The organism is Viridibacillus sp. FSL H8-0110, assembly GCF_038003565.1.
Classification (GTDB): Bacteria; Bacillota; Bacilli; order Bacillales_A; family Planococcaceae; genus Viridibacillus; species Viridibacillus arenosi.
On sequence record NZ_JBBOPJ010000001.1, the window covers coordinates 1,977,118 to 1,997,098 of the forward strand.

Sequence of the window (19,981 nt, forward strand, 5' to 3'; positions counted from 1 at the left end):
GAAGGGCTTGTTTGTTATGTTAAACAGATTCATTCATTTCGCTTGCTTGTTCTCTTTGCTGCCTTTTTGCTTTTCGGAAGTGAAGAGTCTCGTAAATAACGGGAATCACCACAAGTGTCAGCAATGTGGCCATTGTTAAACCGCCAATTACGACGATTGCAAGACTACTGGAAACTAAGCTAGTTGACTCTGCTTTTTTAAATAATAATGGAATCATAGCACTTACTGTCGCCATAGCGGTCATTAAAATTGGACGCATTCTTGTAGCTGCTGCTTCTACTAGTGCATCGCGAATAATCATTGTTTTTTCATTTTGTTTGACACGATCTAGCAAAACAATCGCGTTCGTAACTACAATTCCAATTAACATTAAGGCACCAAGTAATGCCGTAACATCTACCGTAATTCCACTAATCAATAGGCCGAGAATCGCACCGATTGCTGCTAATGGAAGTGAACATAATATTGCAATTGGTGCACGGAATGTCTTAAAGGTTACAACCATAATTAAGAACACGATTCCTATTGATACAAGCATAGTGATAAATAAATCAGAGAAATCGTCTGCTTGTTGAGCACTTGCACCGCCAATATATACGTTTACTCCAGCTGGAATCTTCATTCCCTTTACATCTTTCTTACCAAAGATAGTTTTAGTAATCTCTTCATTGACCTTTGATAGATGCTCAGGATCAACACTAGCGGTAATACGTACATATGAATTTCCATCTTTATGGATTATGTTTGTTGGCTTCTCTTCTTGTTTTAACTTTGCTACTTTAGATAAAGGCGCCATTCCTGTAGGAGTAGCAACTAACATCTTGTTTAATTCATCTTTTGTTTTTGGGTTCAGGAGAGGCTCTAACATAATTGTAGTTGGTTGTGAACCAATCGTTGCCATTCCTATAGGCGTTCGATTTAGAAAAACACCTAATTGCTGAGAAATTTGCGTTGCGCTTCCTTCAGCAGCATTCACTTTAAAAGAATAGACCATTTTTTTGTCATCCTGATTGGTTGTTACCTTATCAATACCTTTTATTCCTTCGATTTTTTCTTTTACATTAGTTGCAGTTTTTTCAATTTGATTTAAATCATCACCCATAACATCAATCGTAATTGGTGAAGATGAACCTGACATAAAGGAAGCTGTTTCTACTGTTAGTTCTGCACCCACATACTCATTCTTTTGTTTTTCTAGTCTTTCAAGCATTTTTTCTGTATCTTTACTATCCTTTAACATGATCATGATTGTTGCAAGCGTTGGAGAATTAACCCCGCCAAATCTCGCGGCATCTTCTGTATTACCAAGCTGTGTATATTCATATTCCACTTCATCCTGAGAGTGAATGTAATCTTCAAGGCGAAGTGTATTTTCTTTTACTTTTTCAAGTGGTGTATCATTTGGATATTCTAAAGTTGCCTGTATGAAATCAGCTGTCGATTTATCAATCTCTCCCTTAGGCATTGCAAAATAAGTCCCAATTGAACCTGCAAATAATAATAAAGAAAGTAGATATACAACCCATTTATGGTTTAGTGTCCATGTTAATAAGCGAGAAAAACGTACTGCTGGCTTATGCGAAGCAAGTTTACTATTTTTCAATAAGGATGAACTCATCAACGGTACAACTGTGACTGCAACAATTAATGAAGCGAGTAAAGAATATGTGATCGTCAAGGCAAATGGCATTAAAAAGTCTTGTAAACTGCCACTAACTAATCCTATTGGTAAGAAGACGGCAACAGTTGTTAGTGTAGAAGCTAATATAGCTGTTCCTACTTCTTTTGTCGCTTCTACAATAAGACTTACTGAGAATTTTTCGTTTTGCATTTTCCGGAAAATGTTTTCTATTACGACGATACTATCGTCAACAAGCCTTCCAACAGCCACAGCTACTCCACCTAATGTCAAAATGTTTAACGAGACTCCTGACATCCATAGCAGAAACAGTGTAAAAGCTAGAGAAAGCGGTATGGAGACAATCGTAATAAATGTTGAACGTAGGTTTCTTAGAAATAGTACAATTACTATGGTCGCGAATAGTGCGCCTAATAATACTTCTTTCATCATTGTATTTACGGAACCTTCTATCATATCGGCTGTCGACATAATAACATCACTTTGGACGTTATGATATTGTTTATTCATTTTCTTTGTTACTTCGGCAATTTCTTTCCCTGTACTTACTGCGTTTGCATTACTTTGTTTCGTCATAATAAGAATCAACGCATCTTTACCGTTTACACGAGTAAGAGTAGTAGTTGGCTTTTTAATGCTTACTTTTGCGACATCCGCCAGTTTGACATCTGGAGCAATGGAAAGTTGTTGGATGTCTTTCAAAGAATTCAATTTTCCAATGATTTTGATGTTACTGGCCTTGTCGTCAATCGTTTTTTCCCCGACTGAAGCAGAAAGGTTTTGATCTTGGAGTATTGTCATAATATTCTCAAGTGATAATTGTTTTTCTGCTAATAGCGTATTATTTATTTTTATAGAAACATATGAACTTTCTGTACCAAACGCTTGCACATCTGCGACACCTTTAATATCTTTATACATTGGAATGATTTTTTTCTTAGCAAATTCGCTGTTTCTTTTTGTTAATCCATCCTTAAAAGTAATAGAAACATCTGCAATCGGAATCATGGATGTATTAAGCTGAATGATTGAAGGTTTCTGTACATTCTTTGGTAATGTGACGGTAGAAAGAGCTTCTTGCACTTCCTGCTTGGCATCTTTCATATTGGTTTTTGATTCAAATAATATATCGATTTGTGAAAATCCATCACCTGTTGTAGAGAAATAATCTTTTTTACCTTTGACAGAACTCACTGCGGTTTCAATTGGGGTTGTGACCTGTTGCTCCATCGAATTAGAATCGACTCCTTGCCCCAGTGCAATTATTGTTATTTGCGGTTGATCGGCGGGTGGCAAAAACTCCATTGGTAATTTGAAATAACTAACAGTACCTAGTAGTAAGACAAGGATTGTAACTAATGTTATGGCCGCTTTATTCTTGAAGGACCATTTAGTAAAGATAGACATATTAAAAAAATCTCCTTTCACATGCTCATCCATTTTTTTATAGCTCATTTTCAACATTAATATTTCTCGCTTTATTTGCGTCGTTCCTCCTGTAAGTAATTGTAAGTCATTGGAATTTTAAGGATAATAGACCAGAGTTGGTGGTTTTTCTACGTCTTAAGACTGATTTTGAATCAACAGAGGGATTGATTACAGATTAAATGATTCTAAATTTGAACGTACATATTTAAATAATAAGAAAAATAGTTATTTTTTATAAAAGTCTGGTACTCACCCAATTGAATCAGTGATCAGAACGAAATTTGGAAGGTAGACTATTTTAGTACTTGGAAACAAATTATTTAAAAACTAACCAACTTAAAAAGTTAACCTGTATTAAGAGAGCATTAAAATCATGTTGCTGTTGACTTTCCTTTGAAATAGTAGAATGTAAATATCAAATGTCTAATATAGAGAACTATAATTACAGAATTAGAGAAATAGTATAATCGTAATTCATTTAATTCTAATACCATTAAAAAGACTTGATCCCACAGAGGGGTCAAGTCTTTTTACATATTGGAACATATGAGGTCTACACAATGAGGGCAACAATCGCGATAGCAACCATAAGAACACAAAAACCTATGAGCGAATAGCCGATTACACGAATTCCTTTTGGTTGTTGTTGTATATGGGGTTTCTTATGAGATGGAGCGCCCATTATTTGATTATCAGATTCCATCGGATCGAATATTGTATCTTCATCATTTAATGTATTTGATTCATCTTGAATAATTTGATTTTTTTCTTCCATAACATTACCTCCTTTTAAAGGTTGTAATAAAAATGACTCGAATTATTACCAATTTATTCAACTACACACATAATTATATTGCTTGAAAGCGTTAATTATAAGTAAATATCCTTGTTGAATAGGAGTATCTTTTTATATTGAAGTATGAGTAAAACAAAAATGAAATTAAAGCTACTTATTTTACTAAAGGGTCAGGTCATTTGAACAAGAGAAGGAGGAAAAGAGTGAAAAAATTTGAATATATGGTAATATTTGAAACGTTCATTCCTTCCTTACGTATATATTAGAAATGATGTTGAAACATTCATATATCACGGATTGTAAATGTGTGAAAAAAGGAGGAATAGAATTGAAAAAGATGATTCGATTATTTTTAAGTTTTAGTTTAATCCTTTTATTAGCAGCGTGTTCAGAAGATGTTACTCAATATGAAGCAAAGGCTAGTAATTTTGAAGATGTGGGCTTTGTATATAATAATGACTTAACTATTGTAGTAATTGGTGAAGAATTAGTGATTTTTGGTTTTGTTTCTAAGTATGATCCTGAAAGGAAAACAATTATAGATAAATTATCTAAATCAGCTAATGCCGTTCAGGGAGAGTTTAATGAAAAGAGATATAAGAATGTAAAAATTAAAACAAAAAAAGATAAGTATTATATTACTGCTGACGATGGTTTATCACTTGAGTTTCAAAAAATTGGAGAAAGGATTATAGTTGATGAAGTAGGTGCGGAATATTTTACAAACAAATATCCAGAAAAATAAAATTCAATTGAAATTATATCTATAGTAAAAATAAAGAGTTTATCCAGCTACTTAAAAGATAAATACTAAATGTTCTAGTTGAACAAAAGGGGGCTTGAGTTGAAGATTACAGGGCTGGTCAGACGGCTCTATTTTCTTCTTCAACTTAAGGGGCAGGTTAGTTGTAGAAGATGAAAACAATTTATCGTTCATTATTAATTTTATTAAGAACATCAGAAAAACTGCAATTCAAAAAATTGAAAGTTAATAACATAAGGAGTTTTTTTGAATTAGTTTACATATATCTAAAGGAGAGGTTTTCAAATGAAACATTCTATGAAAGTAACAGAATGCCCAAAATGTGGTGGAAAAGAATTAGGGAAAGGTAAGCAAAATGGATATGGAGCAATGTTCCCGGGTAATAAGATGAGCTTTGGGTCAGATGTTGAATACATTATTTGTACTGAATGTGGATTTATAATCGAAAGCTATGTAAAAAAGCCAGAGAAATTTAAGGGGACACTTTAGATGTTATTCAAGTAACGAGGGCTAGAGTTGAAGATTACGTGGTGTTCAATCAGTAGACTTTTTTTATTATTCACTAAAAGAGGCAGTATAGCTTAATAAGATACCTTAAATCTGTTTAATTGAGTACCAACTCATGTTATAATGAGTAGCTTAGGATAATTACTACTTTTACTTATAATTGAACGGATGCCAAGAAAAGCCTCCGCATAGCGTAAAAATATGGAGGTGTAAGAGAATGAATAAACAATGGACGATTGGTAAAATTAAAGAATTTGTTGAGAAGAATTCAGAAAGTAAGTTGCTAACGACGGAATATCACGGTTTTTCTCAAAAATTACTATTTAAATGTGCATGTGATAGCAATTTTGAAAAGACATTTACGAAATTTAAAAATAAAAACCAACGTAAATGTGACGTGTGTCAACCACCAAAAGAATCAAGATAAAGTATACCCATAAATAAAGTGCCGATTTCTATTAAAGAGAAGTTGGCACTATTTTTATTTTATAGTGAAATGGTTTCAGACGTTTTTCAACAACTTATAACAGTGGTCTTTTTTGCATGAATTCTTGTGAAAATCAAGAACACTATTGAACTATTTATCACTGTTTTCTTTTTCTTCTAATTAAAAAACAACTAATTAATATTATGGCAATAATAACGACTACGCCTACTAAAAGTGATAGATTAGCGTAATTAATGCCCCATCCATATTGTTCTTTAGTCATAACATTACCTCACTTAATCTATTTATTTTTTTCAACATTAATAATATACAAAAAAATTTGGCATTATTTTTCCAATAGTAACATAGTAATTGTTCTTTTTTCATTAATTTCCCTATAAAAAATACCCCGATCGTTAGTTTTTGTCTAACGATCGGGGGGTAATTCACTTTAATTCTTTACTCACTATTACATTTCTTCTAAAATACCCTTAATTAAGTCAACGAATTGTGTTCTAACTTTACTCGCCACTTCAATTACTTCATCATGATTTAATGGTTGATCTAAAATTCCACATGCCATATTTGTTAAGCAAGAAATGCCAAGTACTTTCATATTTCCATGAATGGCTACAATAGCTTCTGGAACGGTTGACATACCTACAGCATCTGCTCCTAATGTACGAATCATGCGAATTTCAGCTGGTGTTTCGTATGCTGGTCCACTCCACCAAGCATAAACACCTTCTTGTAAGGAAATGTTTTGTTCTTTAGCCACGGTAGAAGCAATATTACGTAAATTACGATTATAAACTTCAGAAACATCAGGGAAACGAGTTCCCAATTCATCATTATTTGGCCCAATTAATGGATTTGTGCTAACCAAATTAATATGATCAGTAATTAACATTAAATCTCCTGGGTTAAAGCTTGTATTAACTGCACCACAAGCATTAGTAATGATTAGTTCCTCGACACCTAACGCTTTCATTACACGTACGGGAAAAGTTACTTCATCTAAAGTAAAGCCCTCATAATAATGGAAACGCCCTTTCATAGCAACTACTGTTTTTCCCTTTAATTCTCCGATTACTAATTCGTTTGCATGACCAATTGCTTCAGACTTTGCAAAGTGAGGAATTTCACTATAAGGAATTTTGAAAGGGTTCTCAATTTCATCGGCAAGAGTTCCTAAACCAGAACCTAAAATCAGTCCAATTGTAGGACGATAATCTGTCTTATTCATAATGAAATCGCTAGCTTCTAAAATATCTTGTAATTTGTGCATCAATAATTCCTCCTTAAATGAAAAACATAAACGTTACTTAAAATAAATTTGCTTTAAGACAAAATGTTTAAGTATGTATGCTTTATGTAAAAATAATAATTTTTTATTAACACTGCATCAATAGAAGTTTAATTGATTTTATAGCTATTGTAAATAGAGTGAAATTTAGAGTGACAACACTGAACTGGAAAAAGACTGTTGCTTAAATTCAGTAGCCGTATGATATCCAAGTGTTTGCTGTTAGTGTAGCCACATGCTTATTTCTTATTCACTAATGGAGCTGTTTTGGGGATTTAATAGTTAGGGGGATGATAATAAGGAACATAAATTTATCAAACGGAAAAACATTGGAAGTCTAGTGTTAGAGTTGTACATTAAACAGTGGGGTCATTGAACCATGCAGGAGATATATTCAAAGTTGTAGACAGTGACTTCAAAAAATGTTTGTGTAATCTCCTATTAACCAAACTAGGAAGAACTAGAGTTCAAGAATGGCAATACTACAGTTATCCTTCTTTCTTGTTGTGCTCTAGGGAAGGATAGAAGAATGAGATAAACATTTTTTATAGTATTATGTTAGAATAAATGTAATATTTTGAGAAATGAGGATGTGTAATTGATAAAATATATATTAGGTTTCTCTGCAGGATATTTTGCTTGTATGTTAATAATATTTTTTATCTTTGATGACTTCTCTTGGTCATTCGCATTGGGTTCTTTAACTGGAATAGTTCTCTTCGCACTATTAATAAAGATGCTTCGAAGAGAAAGATAACTGGATTTATTCTAACGCAATTTTTATTTAACTAAAGATGCAAGTTATTTGAAGAAGGTGCTGTATTATTAATGGATGGTGTATATCATTTTAGCGATGGATTGTAAGCAATTTATGAAGAATTCTTGGTAAATGATTATTTTCTTAATCAACTAAAGTGGCAGGTTAGTTGATTAAGGGTAACAAACAATTGCTATCATTTAAGGGAGAGGTCAGAGTTGAAAAAAACCAAACGAAATATGCTTATCGCAATCTTTGTAAGCGTGGCTATATTAACAATAGGAGGCGCTAGGGTTCTTCAAATTGAGAGGAATTACCAAGCACTAAGCCTATATTATAGGAATGCATAAGTAATTATGGCACTGTGATAATAGAAAAGAAGCATTTCTGGTCTCTTTCATCAGCTACATGTAAGGGAAGTTAACTTATATAGACCTTGTATTCAAGTTCTTTTTTTATAGTTGCATAAGAACACATTTATATCATGAAGAATTCATAAGAAATACTTATACTGTATAATAGGTTTTTAACAATTAACTTATGGGTTATGTTAAATAAAATAAATGTACATAAAAACTTTAATCACAAATGAGGAGGGGTTTTTTGGGAAAGAAAATTTATAATGGTAGGTTTGTTGCAAGCACAGAAGAGAGTTTAGTTTTATTTATTATTGGAATGCGTATTAACAAGCTTTTTTCTTTCACAAAGTGGGTACCAGTTTTTAAGGCAATGGGTCCAATGATAAAAGAATTATATCAGAATCCTGAATGGGGTTTCCGTCACACTGAATTTCTTTTTAGTTGGAGGGGAGTCACACTTATCCAGTACTGGAGAAGCTTTGATGATTTGGAGGCATATGCTCATGGGAAAACTCACTCTGCTGCTTGGAAAAGCTTTAACCAAAAGATTAAAGATGATGGAAGTGTTGGGATATACCACGAAACATACATAATTGAAAAGGGTGGGTCAGAAGCTATATATAATAATATGCCAAAGTTCGGTCTTTCCAAGGCATTCTCTCATATGCGAGTAGCTGCAAAGACAGAGTCAGCAAGAAGTAGAATTAGTAAATAATTTATTTGAGCCAATTCTTCTGCCAAAAAAGATAAAGATTGGAATCGTTATAAAAGGCTCTACTGCAACTATCTTAGCAGAATAATTAAAGAAATTATTGAAGGGTGAGGGGAATTATGGGTTCAAGAATAATGCACTTGGTTATCGCTAATAGAATTGCAGAATGTTTGTCGATAGAAGATAGAACTTCATTTTTACTTGGAGGCATTGCGCCAGATGCTGTTTCGCCTAAAGAATTATCACATTTCTTTAAAGGTGAAGTACAAGATTATACACGAAGCATTGATTATAAAGAATTTTTACATAAATATCATGCGCAAGTAGAAAGTCATTATATTTTGGGATATTATACACATTTAATCGCTGATGATATATGGCTGAAAGGTTTTTATCTTCCTTGGTTGAAAAACAGAATGGAAGCTAATAAAGAAATACTTCATTTATACCATAATGATTTCCGATTACTGAATGGAAAATTATTAGAGTACTATGGTTTTACAGATGAATTGAGAAAAATGCTCAGTGGTATTCCTTCAATATTTGATTTGCAGGAGGTTAAGTCCAAAGATGTTGAAGAATTCATTCCTTATGTATTAGGAGATATGCAGTACGATACGGAAGTGATAAATGAAAAACTTAATGTATTTACGTTTGATCAAATAGTTGGTTATATAGAGACATCAGTTAATAAGGGGTTATTGAATATAAAACCTTTACTTACTTAATCTATTGTTAAATTTGAATATTCTACTCAAATGGGCGTTTCTACAATATGTGGAAACGTTTTTTTTACTAAATGTTTAAGTTAGTCGTAAAATGGACACGACTTTAATGTGCTAATTTCAACTTGGAGGTGATATTAAATGGCTTTTCAATCTAAAAATATTTTCATCAATATTCCAGTGAAAGATCTGAACAAATCCTTCAAGTTTTTTCAAGAGTTAGGTTTTGATTTCAACCCACAATTCAGTGATGAAAGCACAGCCTCTATGATCATTAGCGACAATATCTTCGCAATGTTAATGGTTGAAGACCGTTTCAAAGAGTTTACGAAGAAGGAAATTTCGGATACTACAACTTCTGCAGAAGCGATTTTCTGCTTATCTGCTGAAAATCGGGTTCAAGTGGATGAGTTGGTAAATAAAGCACTGGCATCTGGTGCTAAGCCTTATAGTGAGCCGCAAGATCACGGATTTATGTATATATGGGGTTTTCAGGATTTAGACGGTCATATCTGGGAAATTGCTTATATGGATGAAAGTGCAATAAATCAGGGATAAACTTTTCGGTTTAATGTTATCTAATAAAAGTTTAACTTTTGTAGTGATGATGCCTTATCAGGTATCATCTTTTTTATTTACCTTAGTACGGGAATAATAGGGCATCAGATTATTTTAAAAAGAGGGTAATTAAGAATAAGACAAAAGTGTTCTTCACCATAATGACATTCACAAAGGAGTTAATCCAAGAAGGGTAAAGTATCTTAATCAAACTGGTTTAACTCAGTTGACGAGGCTATTAAACGACTTACAAAGAATTCTAAGGCAATAAACTTTAATAGTGTAGCAGAAGAAGCTGGAGTGAGCAAAGCTACGCTATATAATCATCCAGACCTTAAAGAGCGTATCAATTTCTTACGAAATCAGCAAGAAGAAAAGTTTATAGATTCAAGGATAAAACGAGATGAAAACAATCAAAATGCTATAATCGATTCTCTTAAAAGAAGGATTGAAAAGTTAGAAACTAGAAATAAAGAACTTGAAAAGGAAAATAAGCTATTGCGGGAAAAAGAAAATGAGAAGCTTACTGATTACTTTAAGGATATTTAATTTGAAATTAAGATAAAAGATGTTGCTATGAAATTAAAATAAAGTTTTTTAATATTAAAACTTCAAACAAACATAACTTCTTTCAAGTTAGGACGGGGTTATGTTTGTTTAATTATTAATTTAGGAAACCTTACTATACTAAAAAATAACAATAAAGTCATTTAGAATTATTTAACAAACAAGCACGATTGTTTCTGTAAAGTCATTCGTTTATTTCATTATTTAATTTTCCTTGAAATCTATGTTCTTATTCTCCAACCATACCATCATTATCTCGATCATCCATATATGGATATAACCAGTGGTCTTTTGTAATTGGCATCTTGTAACCTGCTGCTTTTGCTTCTTTAATTGTTACTTGTCCATTACCACCTGTATCAACACTAGAAAGATTACCTTTTGTGTTTGAAGTATTTGAATTCGATTTAGAATCAGAAGACTTCTTGCCTGTTAAACCTAGTGATTCGTTTACTTTATCAGGATCCACATTGTCAAACTTTTCAACGATTTTATTACCATTAATCATATAAATATATTGATAACTTGAAGGAATTTGGGTTTTCGTATTTGGATAGGTGATAATTGCTTCAAAATTAGTAGCCCCACCTGCTTTACGTATCGTTTCTTCCATATAAGCTTGATCCCCATGTCGATTGAGCGTACTATTTTGTGGTGTGATATTATAAGCATTTGATACCCCACCAATAGAATCTGCAATAATATGTCCTTCATCTAAATCTGCTCTCTCGACACCAGGAACTTTTGCTTCATCAGCGTAGTATCTGCCAGATGATGTTACAGGTTCGTTATCGTCATCTTGTAGAATAATTTCGTCAGCAATAACTCGTACTAGTTGTCCGTATTCATTCGTAAATGCCCAATATTTACGGTCCCCAAAACCAATGTCAACAACGACGTTAGCTTCACGATTTCCAGATAAATCACCACCATCAACTTCAATAAGTTTGTACCCTGCGAACAGTTCATCATCTGTTTTGGGTGGTGTTTCCTCTTCTATTTGTTCTTCATCACCGGTAGTAATAGGTTCTTCTTTTTCGGTATTTGTATCAACTGTAGTTATTACTTGTGAATCAGATTCATTTTCTGTATTGGATGCATCTTCTACGTTAGTACAACCAACGATAAAGATGGCAGTTAAAAGTAAGATTAAATAGTTTATTTTTTTTTTCATTTTAGGACTCCTTATAGTATTTTTTTACTGAACATTCTAGAAATCTTAGAATAAAACATAAATTAACATGGTTCATCTATTTATAATAGCATATTACCAATATTAATTTTATTTCAGTAGATAATTAGTTCGAAGTATGTTGTTAAATACCAATAAAGATTAGTAGAGTCCATTGCACTGAAAAAGGCACAATTCCAATTCAAGAATTGCGCCCGATTGTTGAAGATCATTTTTCAACTAAAGCCCCTACTATTAACAGTTTCAAATAAAACTGACTGATTACATCTATGATTTTAAATTGTAGATGTAATCGGTAAGTACATGATTCTCCTTTTCTAGCCCAGTCTATAAAGCATTGTCTCCTTTAAGTCGCCTAAAGTTGGATATAAGTAGATATAAAGTTCTTTCGAATCTTACAACAACTGTAAGAGTAATTTCCCGATTTTTTGTAGTAAGGTATTGCTAGGAATAAAAATGGGAGGCTAGACAGATGAATGCTTCGAATAAATTACTTGAAGTGAAGGAAGTACGTAAAGTTTTTGGTGAGGGACAAAATGAAACAATGGCATTAAAAGGCGTAACTTTTGATGTTTTACCAGGCGAGTTTCTTGGCATTATGGGTGCTAGTGGTTCAGGCAAGACGACGCTACTAAATGTAATCGCCACAATGCTGAAGCCAACATCAGGACAAATATTGCTAGACGGGCAAAATATTTCGTCGTTCAAAGGATCACAACTCGCTGCATATAGAGGCGATCAAATCGGGTATTTATTTCAGCAATTTGAACTGATTGATAATTTAACGGCGAAGGAAAATATCATGCTGCCGTTAGCGATTCATGGGATTAATTTAAAGGAGCAGGAACAAGCGTTGCTGCAATTAGCGAAACTATTTGATATAGAAGAACTGTTAAATAAATTTCCGTCACAATTGTCTGGCGGTCAAAAGCAACGGGTTGCAGCAGCGAGAGCGCTTATTTCAAATCCTAGCATTGTGTTAGCGGATGAGCCGACTGGTGCGTTAGATACGAAAAACGCCAAGATTTTAATGGAGAAGCTGTCTGAACATAATCAACAACAGGAGTCTACTATTTTAGTGGTGACCCATGATGCGAATGCGGCTAGCTATTGCTCAAGAATTTTGTTTATCCAGGACGGTGTCATTTTCCATGAACTGCGTAGAAATGTACCGGGCGAATCGCAGGAGGCATTTTATGAGCGAATCGTTATGGTGATGGCGCAGCTTGCTGGAGGTAGTAGTAATGTTCTTTGACTTTGTGAAACGCAATAGTCGCAAAATGCGGAAGGAAAACGGTGTGTATTTCGCATCGCTCATCGTATCAATTGTGGCGTTTTATGTGATCTTGTCGTTAGGTGAGCAAGATGTGATGCTGTATTTGAAGACGATTGAAAGTGATGCGGTAGAGCGATTGTTTTTATTAATTCCAGTGCTTTATGCAGTTTCATTAGTGTTCGTGTTCTTCCTCGTGTATTTTGCGAATCGCTATCAGCTGCAGCAACGCAGTCATGAGTTTGGCTTGTATTTAATGATGGGGATGAAGCAAAGTAAGCTGTTTCTTATGATTATGGGCGAAACGATTTGGAATGGCATTGTGGCCCTGTGTATTGGTCTGCCGATTTCATTGTTTTTAACAGAGCTTATTAATTTAACGACATCACGTTTAGTTGGCATGGGGATTATAGGCCATGCATTCCGTATTTCATGGACAGGCATTAGCTTGACGATTTGTGGCTTCTTCCTTGTGCAACTGCTAGCCATGCTTATTTTAAGCTTTACGATGAGCCGCAAAGAGCCGATTGAATTACTTCATGAGGAAAAGGAAAAATCGCAAAGTACAATGACGCCTAAATGGGGCGCCGTGAGCTTACTGTCTGGAGTGGCTTTATTATTCGGGACGATTTTTTTATGCATCGCTTACGGCATGTCGATTTTATATTTACGAAATTTTGATTATCGCGTATTTGCGCTGATTTTGCTTGTTGGTGTGTGTGGGACATTTATTTTATTCCGTGGCTTAGGAAGTGTGATTGGTGTTTATGTGAAGCGAAAAGGCAGCTCTTCAACAGGTTTGTCGATGTTTACGGCGAGACAGCTACAGGAAAATGTATTGCATCAATGGAGTTCACTAGCAATATCATCATTACTAATTTTAATGGCGATGGTTTGCTTCGCGTTTGGTACGTCGACAGCGTTAACGAATAGCGCTGTAGCTAATCGAACGGTTGATTATACGTTTAATGGTAATGAAGATGAAATTAAGCCTTTGGTTAAATCCGATGAGCTAGCACCTTACGTTGATAGTTATTATAGGATGGCGTTACATAATTTCTACCCACCTGAAGATGAGCCAGTATTAAATTATCATTTTGCATGGACGGGCTTAATAGAAACAGTATCGAGTCAAGACGATTCAGAGCCAAAAGAGATTTTATTAAACAACTTATCGATGCAGTATACGCCGTATTTTATTTCATTATCGAGCTATAATGCGATGCTTGAGGCAGCTGGAAAGAAGCCGATTCAGTTAGCTGATAATGAGGTGGCCATGTATACAAGTGACGATACAGGCGCTAGTTATGATATATTAAAAGATATATTGAAAAAGAGTCAGACTGTAGAAATAGCTGAAAATGAATACACATTATTGCCGACGTTATATTCGGATCAGATTGTGGCGGATAGAGCCATTACGTTAATGTATTCATTAATTGTGCCGGATGCATTATTCGAGCAATATTTTGACGCTGATGAAACTTGGCTTTGGAATATGACGTTAAAAGACGAGTTCATTGAAGAAAAAGGGCTTATGCAGGCGATGCTTGAAGTCGATCAAGTGCTTAATTCGACAGGCTTGCAGTATGAGAGCTATCTTGCGAGCATGGGCAGACAGCTATTTTACACGGTAGCAGGCAGTTATACAACGTTTTATTTAGGTGTGATGTTTTTAATTATTGCCAATACGGTGCTAGGCTTAAACTTTTTAATGCAGCAAAGAAGCACGCGTAGTCGCTATCAAACGTTAGCGATGCTCGGTGCAGATGTGGAATCAATTTGTACATCAGTACGCAAGCAAATTTGGCTATACTTCATCTTAGCTATTTCGGTTGCATTTGTTAGTGGAATTTTTGGCATTTGGTCTTTATTAACGGCCATGCCTGCAACTGTTTTCAGTCTTCAAAATGGTATCGTCATTGGTTTAGTGGTGCTATTATTTATTGTAATTGAAGTTGGCTATATTCGAATGATTCAACGAAAAAGTGATGTAGAAATTCGAAAGTTAAAAGAAATTGAGTAGAGGTGATGGCATGGCGAATATTGTCATTGTAGAGGATGACATTTTCCTACGCGAAGAATTACAAAATATTTTACAAAAGGAGGGGTACTCTGTAGTGAGTATCTCTTCTTTTGATACACCTGTTGAAGAAATCATCGCTGCCAAGCCCGGATTAGTCTTGTTAGATTTAAATTTACCTAACTTATCGGGTTTTCAAATTTGTCGTACTTTAAAAATGAAAGGAATTGGTCCGATTCTAATTTTAACTGCTCGTAATCAGATACGAGATGAGTTGCATGCATTAGAGTTAGGAGCCGATGACTTTTTAACAAAGCCCTGTCATTCGAAACGACTCATTGCAAGAGTACAAAAGCTACAACAGCTATATGCCAAAATGCCGATGTTTTTAAATTGGGGAAATTTCCAATTAGATTTGAAGACGAATGAATTATATATTGGTCACAATTCACTTTCATTATCTGAAAATGAAGGCGCCATTATGAAGCTTTTAATACAACATGCACCGGCAGTTATGGAAAAGGAGCAGCTTTTCCATGAATTGTGGGGAAGTAGTGAATTTGTGGACGAAAATATACTACAAGTAAACATGACTAGACTTCGTAAAACATTGGATAAAGTAGGTATGTCACATCATATTAAAACGGTCAGAGGCGTTGGCTATCAATTAATAGTGAGTGAATCCCCATGAGGCGATTAGATTGGCTCCATATTTTACAGCAATCGCGTCAGTGGATTTTACTCCTATGCGTAAGTAGCGGTTTTTTTAATTTTTTAGCGTGGGTTGCGTATCCAGAGACATTTAAACTATTAGTTTTGACGATGCTCATTTTTACTTTTGTAACCATTTTGATTGGGAAAAAACAATTCCTTATATTTTTTCTGACGATGATGAAGAACGAACATATAAAACACACAGATTTTCTTTAAAATGTAAAACCTCTGATTTCAAATACATCCCTATGTTAAAAGCAATCTGCAATCATGATATAGGAGTTAGACCAAGCATTTTTCATAGAGTCCATTTTATTAACATCAACAGGAAAACTATTTTTCACATTTATGATGATAGGGGATGTGATCTATTAGCGACATCTCCCGAAACAATAAGAGATGTTTATGATAAATACAACGATTGGATATTAGATTACGACAGAAATGAAATAGACGAGGTATTTAAATAAGGAATATCTTCTTATTCAACAAGTACAAGCGGGTGCATTAGTTCTTTGATATTATTTAAAGCCAAATTACAAAAAAGCTGCAGTTAAGTCAACTTAATGCAAGCTTTTTTTGATTCAAGTAGAGAAATCAGCTAGATTCTTATTAAATTTTCATGCCTATGTTAGAGAAAAGATTACATGGCGACTTTACGTTCATTTTCAATGGTAACTGAAATCCGATAAAACTTCTTAGGTCGACCTAGCAGTTTTCCCTACTTATGTAGAGGGTAGTTGCATTAAAAATCAAAAAGGGAAAAAGATTTAACTAAAATTGTACTATCATATCGGTTATAGTAATACAAACTGTGATAGAGGACTGCCATTAATGCTGCTAAATTGGTATCATCTTCTTTAAAAAGAGTAATGATTACATTATCTAACTCATCCGAATTCCTAGTGTCTACAAGCTTAACTGTAGCAATTTCTTCATCATTTTTAAATAAACGTACTTCTGCAGAATAGTGTTGAAGAAATACGTATGTATCTGAATTATCTTGCCACGTATATTTACTTTCGATTAGTTGCTCACGCTCTCTTTTCAGAACTATTTTCTGAAGTGGTGTTGTTAACATGTAGTCTAATTTAAATCGGTATTTTAAAGCGTTTATACTATAGATGTTTTTTTCATTTAGATCCACTGCTACAAAGCAATAATTAAGAGTAAAACTAAATAAATTATTTACAATACGAGTCAATATTCTTGGTTTTCGCTTTTTTATGTAACAATGAACGTTACCATTTTCATCTGTAAGTGGTAATCTATCTTGCATCGACAAGTGTTTAGGGATTTTATATGAATATGTGTACAATATTATTCCTCCTGAATAGGTTTAACTATAATTGTTATTGTACAATAAATTCTTAGAAGTGTTTTTATTCATTTTTTGTAACGGTGAACTAACTCATGAGCCTTAATGTCAGTCATAGTTATTAAACTCAAAAATATTGAGCTATAGACATAACTACAGTAAGATAATGTAAATGACTAGCTTTTTATTTTATAAAAAGGAGATGATTTCACTGAATACTCAATCAAATAAGAATGCAGTTGTAGTTTATAACTTTAATATTTCATCAGATAAGGTTTTTGAAGCTTGGATTGACCCCGATAAGGTAATGAAATGGATGTTTCCAAAAGGGGATATTCAACGTGTAGAAATTGACAGAAGCGTGGGGGGCTCTTTCTCATTTGTTGATTTGAGAGAAGGCAAGGAGATTGACCATCGTGGAGAGTATTTAGAAATTGAACGACCGAAACGACTAGTATTTACTTGGGGTATTCCAAAAGAAACACCGGATGCGGCGCGAGTTAACATTGACATAGTTTCAATTAAGGCAGGATGTGAGCTGACTTTAACTCATGAATTACTTCCTGATTGGTCAGACTTTGCACCACAAACGGAGCAAGCATGGCGAAATATGCTAGAAGCTATGGATAAAGTATTATCTTAACGAATAAGATAACTTTGAATGAGAAATAAATAAAAAAAAGAACTAGTAGCCATTATAAAAGACCCCAGCCATTTGCTCGTTTCCGAATTAATGACGGGGTCTTCGATATAAATGAAATATTCTATTACTAAATTAAGAAACAGCCTTCAAACCAGCTACTCCGATAACTATCGCAATAATACTAATAATACGTGCTACGCTTTTGGATTCTCCAAACAGAATCATATTGATCAATACAGCACCGACAGTACCGATACCGATCCATACAGCGTATGCAATACTTAATTGTAAATAGTTAAACGAAGTGTAGAGGAGGGCAAATGATAAGCCGAAACCTCCAACGTAAAGAATCAAATTTCGAATTGTTTTATTCTGACTGTATAACTTTAAACCGATAACTCCTACAATTTCCGACATTGCAGCTAAGAATACAAATATCCACCCCATCGTTAGTGCACTCCTTTCAAATCATTTTCATCATTCGTATGATTATCAGCTAATTTTAATCCAATAACACCCGCAACAAGAATAACCATGAAGATTCCTTTTGCTAAACTAAATTCTCCACCAAAGATAAATACATCCATTAATGTCGTTCCAACTGTACCGATCCCTGCGAAAATAGCATAAACAGTTCCGGTAGGTAAGTTCTCACAAGCTTTAGATAAGAAGTGGAAATCTATCGCAATAATCACCAATATAATAGCCCAATGCCACCAAGTACTTGCGGTATTAAAACCGAAGACCCAAATTAATTCAAACAAACAAGTTAAAGCAACATACATCCAATCTTTAGTCATATTTAACATTCCTTTCGTAATAAATATCAGCTAACTTTTTCTTTGTCAGTACATAATGACTGACTATCAGTCATTTTTATGATGCAAAAGCTTCATAATTTAAATACGAAGCCCTAATGCATGATGTAAAAAATCGAGTAATTCTTGTTTTTGAAGTGTTGCATTTTCTTCATCTAAATCATCATATAAATAAATTTGTTCAGCTGCAGATTCAATTAGACCAATAATCAATTTAGAGGATCGTTCAGTAATAAGTGAGTCGCGTATATCTCCGGCATTTTGAGCTTGTTTTAAGAAGTTGTTCATCCATTCATAAAAAGGTGCATAAATGGTCTCCCATTCTTTCAAATGCTCAGTTTGAGTGATTCCAGCATAAACAAGTGCAAAGACGTCACGATATTCTTTTGTTAAATAGAAAACAGCATCTACAATTTGATTTAGTTGTCCTTCAATCGACTCATTTTCTTGGAAGCGATGGTTCACTTCTGACATGATTTTCTCTACCATAACAGCCGCAATTGCTGGCATTACGGATAGTTTAGATGGGAAATATAAATAAAAAGTACCTTGAGCTATTCCAGCAGATTTTACAATATCAGATACTTTTGTTTTTTCAACACCTTTTTCACGGAAAACATCGATAGCAGCAAGAATAATCTTTTCTTCTTTTGACATTTTATAACCCTCATTTCATGACTGACTGTCATTCATTTTATAGAATACGTGTTAATTTGTCAAAAATATTGATTTATAATAAGAGAAATGAAAAAGTATTTTTATCGTTTGAATCCGTTTAATTACATTGTTGATACGTGATTCTTATAAATGTCTGCTTTGAAATTAAATCGAAAGAGTGTATTCATGAGGATAAAATATAAAGCTATCTATAGATGTACATGTTTACACAAACTATTTTTTAGATTTCCAAATAATGTACAATGTAGATTATAAAGGAGTTGGGATAGATGAAAAAAATAAAAAGTCACCTTTATTGTTATATATATATTTTGAGTTCAGTCGTAACAATTGGCGCTTTTATTTTTGCTAATTTAACAACAATTTCTCCTACTAATTATGGAGGGGGAAATGGTAATTTTGGTTTATTGCCATTCTTCTTTTTATTTCCATTTATTATTGTTTTCATCTCAATGACTATCAGTTATATGCATGAATTTATGTATCGCAAGTTGCAGAAGGGAACTATTCGAAAGATTGTCGCTGGAAGTTTATTGGGGATGATCTTGATTGTAAGCATTACTCTTATAAGGGCAATTCAATTAAAATCACTTCTTGCCGAAGTAAATCCGATATACCATGAAGAAACAAAAATTCCTTTACTAAGTATCTATTCCAACGCAGTCTTTTTTAATTTTTTTACTTATACATTATTAATACTTCTTTGTTTGTTTATTAGTGGAATAATGGCATATAAAGATAAACAGAAAAGTAGCATGTCAGTTTTTTAATAGAACTT

Annotated in this window: 20 protein-coding genes and 2 pseudogenes; 13 read left to right on the top strand and 9 right to left on the bottom strand. The window is 33.7% G+C overall.

Annotated elements, in window-relative coordinates:
• Positions 1-19: 19 nt before the first annotated feature.
• Entirely contained in the window at positions 20-3,046 is a 3,027-nt protein-coding gene (locus tag MHH98_RS09905; protein ID WP_340712714.1) for an efflux RND transporter permease subunit, read from the bottom strand.
• Positions 3,047-3,620: 574 nt separating this feature from the next.
• The gene (locus MHH98_RS09910; protein ID WP_340712716.1) at positions 3,621-3,842 is read right to left on the bottom strand and encodes a hypothetical protein; all 222 of its coding nucleotides are present in this window, start codon (positions 3,840-3,842) and stop codon (positions 3,621-3,623) included.
• A gap of 349 nt (positions 3,843-4,191) precedes the next feature.
• Between MHH98_RS09910 and MHH98_RS09915 the strand changes: the two genes are divergently transcribed.
• From MHH98_RS09915 to MHH98_RS09925, 3 genes are all read left to right on the top strand, one after another.
• Positions 4,192-4,608: a hypothetical protein gene (locus MHH98_RS09915; protein WP_340712718.1), complete on the top strand. Its 417-nt coding sequence runs from the start codon at positions 4,192-4,194 to the stop codon at positions 4,606-4,608.
• 303 nt (positions 4,609-4,911) lie between these two features.
• Complete coding sequence (locus MHH98_RS09920) at positions 4,912-5,115, top strand: transcription initiation factor TFIIIB (protein WP_340712719.1); 204 nt, start codon at positions 4,912-4,914, stop codon at positions 5,113-5,115.
• 235 nt (positions 5,116-5,350) lie between these two features.
• Complete coding sequence (locus tag MHH98_RS09925; protein WP_076035055.1) at positions 5,351-5,560, top strand: hypothetical protein; 210 nt, start codon at positions 5,351-5,353, stop codon at positions 5,558-5,560.
• A 157-nt stretch (positions 5,561-5,717) separates the two neighbouring features.
• Here MHH98_RS09925 and MHH98_RS09930 read toward each other — a convergent pair whose 3' ends face one another.
• Both MHH98_RS09930 and MHH98_RS09935 read right to left on the bottom strand, forming a co-directional pair.
• On the bottom strand, positions 5,718-5,843 hold the full coding sequence (locus tag MHH98_RS09930) for a hypothetical protein (RefSeq protein ID WP_281492125.1): 126 nt from the start codon (positions 5,841-5,843) through the stop codon (positions 5,718-5,720).
• Between the two features lie 186 nt (positions 5,844-6,029).
• A complete protein-coding gene (locus MHH98_RS09935) occupies positions 6,030-6,848 on the bottom strand; it encodes a purine-nucleoside phosphorylase (protein WP_340712721.1) in 819 nt (272 codons plus the stop codon).
• 1,378 nt (positions 6,849-8,226) lie between these two features.
• On the opposite strand from MHH98_RS09935, the gene MHH98_RS09940 reads away from it, so the two are divergent.
• From MHH98_RS09940 to MHH98_RS09955, 4 genes and pseudogenes are all read left to right on the top strand, one after another.
• Positions 8,227-8,697 carry a DUF4188 domain-containing protein gene (locus tag MHH98_RS09940; RefSeq protein WP_038182446.1) on the top strand — a complete coding sequence of 157 codons (471 nt, stop codon included), beginning with the start codon at positions 8,227-8,229 and terminating at the stop codon, positions 8,695-8,697.
• 116 nt (positions 8,698-8,813) lie between these two features.
• The gene (locus MHH98_RS09945) at positions 8,814-9,422 is read left to right on the top strand and encodes a zinc dependent phospholipase C family protein (protein ID WP_038182443.1); all 609 of its coding nucleotides are present in this window, start codon (positions 8,814-8,816) and stop codon (positions 9,420-9,422) included.
• A 138-nt stretch (positions 9,423-9,560) separates the two neighbouring features.
• Positions 9,561-9,977 carry a VOC family protein gene (locus MHH98_RS09950; RefSeq protein ID WP_038182440.1) on the top strand — a complete coding sequence of 139 codons (417 nt, stop codon included), beginning with the start codon at positions 9,561-9,563 and terminating at the stop codon, positions 9,975-9,977.
• 225 nt (positions 9,978-10,202) lie between these two features.
• A pseudogene (locus MHH98_RS09955) lies at positions 10,203-10,526 on the top strand (DUF6262 family protein); the annotation flags it as partial.
• 247 nt (positions 10,527-10,773) lie between these two features.
• Here the strand turns inward: MHH98_RS09955 and MHH98_RS09960 are convergent.
• Entirely contained in the window at positions 10,774-11,718 is a 945-nt protein-coding gene (locus MHH98_RS09960; RefSeq protein ID WP_038182439.1) for a DNA/RNA non-specific endonuclease, read from the bottom strand.
• A gap of 490 nt (positions 11,719-12,208) precedes the next feature.
• Here MHH98_RS09960 and MHH98_RS09965 point away from each other — a divergent pair, with 490 nt between their 5' ends.
• The 4 genes and pseudogenes from MHH98_RS09965 to MHH98_RS09980 form a co-directional block, all read left to right on the top strand.
• On the top strand, positions 12,209-12,991 hold the full coding sequence (locus MHH98_RS09965) for an ABC transporter ATP-binding protein (protein WP_038182436.1): 783 nt from the start codon (positions 12,209-12,211) through the stop codon (positions 12,989-12,991).
• Positions 12,981-15,035 carry an ABC transporter permease gene (locus MHH98_RS09970; protein WP_038182432.1) on the top strand — a complete coding sequence of 685 codons (2,055 nt, stop codon included), beginning with the start codon at positions 12,981-12,983 and terminating at the stop codon, positions 15,033-15,035. The genes MHH98_RS09965 and MHH98_RS09970 overlap by 11 nt, the downstream gene beginning before the upstream one ends.
• A 10-nt stretch (positions 15,036-15,045) precedes the next feature.
• Entirely contained in the window at positions 15,046-15,723 is a 678-nt protein-coding gene (locus MHH98_RS09975) for a response regulator transcription factor (RefSeq protein ID WP_340712724.1), read from the top strand.
• A gap of 166 nt (positions 15,724-15,889) precedes the next feature.
• Positions 15,890-16,216 (top strand): annotated as a pseudogene (locus tag MHH98_RS09980) (DUF3885 domain-containing protein); the annotation flags it as partial.
• A gap of 275 nt (positions 16,217-16,491) precedes the next feature.
• Here the strand turns inward: MHH98_RS09980 and MHH98_RS09985 are convergent.
• The gene (locus MHH98_RS09985) at positions 16,492-17,064 is read right to left on the bottom strand and encodes a tubby C-terminal domain-like protein (protein ID WP_340712725.1); all 573 of its coding nucleotides are present in this window, start codon (positions 17,062-17,064) and stop codon (positions 16,492-16,494) included.
• 172 nt (positions 17,065-17,236) lie between these two features.
• On the opposite strand from MHH98_RS09985, the gene MHH98_RS09990 reads away from it, so the two are divergent.
• Positions 17,237-17,707 (top strand): SRPBCC family protein, encoded by a 471-nt coding sequence (locus MHH98_RS09990; protein ID WP_051448646.1) that lies wholly within the window; start codon positions 17,237-17,239, stop codon positions 17,705-17,707.
• Positions 17,708-17,839: 132 nt separating this feature from the next.
• Here the strand turns inward: MHH98_RS09990 and MHH98_RS09995 are convergent, their stop codons facing one another.
• The 3 genes from MHH98_RS09995 to MHH98_RS10005 all read right to left on the bottom strand — a co-directional run bounded on the left by MHH98_RS09995 (position 17,840) and on the right by MHH98_RS10005 (position 19,182).
• A complete protein-coding gene (locus MHH98_RS09995) occupies positions 17,840-18,154 on the bottom strand; it encodes a DMT family transporter (RefSeq protein ID WP_038182420.1) in 315 nt (104 codons plus the stop codon).
• A gap of 2 nt (positions 18,155-18,156) precedes the next feature.
• Positions 18,157-18,507, bottom strand: coding sequence for a DMT family transporter (locus MHH98_RS10000; protein ID WP_038182417.1), 351 nt, complete (start codon positions 18,505-18,507; stop codon positions 18,157-18,159).
• 99 nt (positions 18,508-18,606) lie between these two features.
• Positions 18,607-19,182, bottom strand: a complete 576-nt coding sequence (locus tag MHH98_RS10005) for a TetR family transcriptional regulator (RefSeq protein WP_340712727.1) — start codon at positions 19,180-19,182, stop codon at positions 18,607-18,609.
• A gap of 290 nt (positions 19,183-19,472) precedes the next feature.
• Between MHH98_RS10005 and MHH98_RS10010 the strand changes: the two genes are divergently transcribed.
• Positions 19,473-19,973: a hypothetical protein gene (locus MHH98_RS10010; protein ID WP_076035061.1), complete on the top strand. Its 501-nt coding sequence runs from the start codon at positions 19,473-19,475 to the stop codon at positions 19,971-19,973.
• The last annotated feature ends 8 nt before the right edge of the window (positions 19,974-19,981 follow it).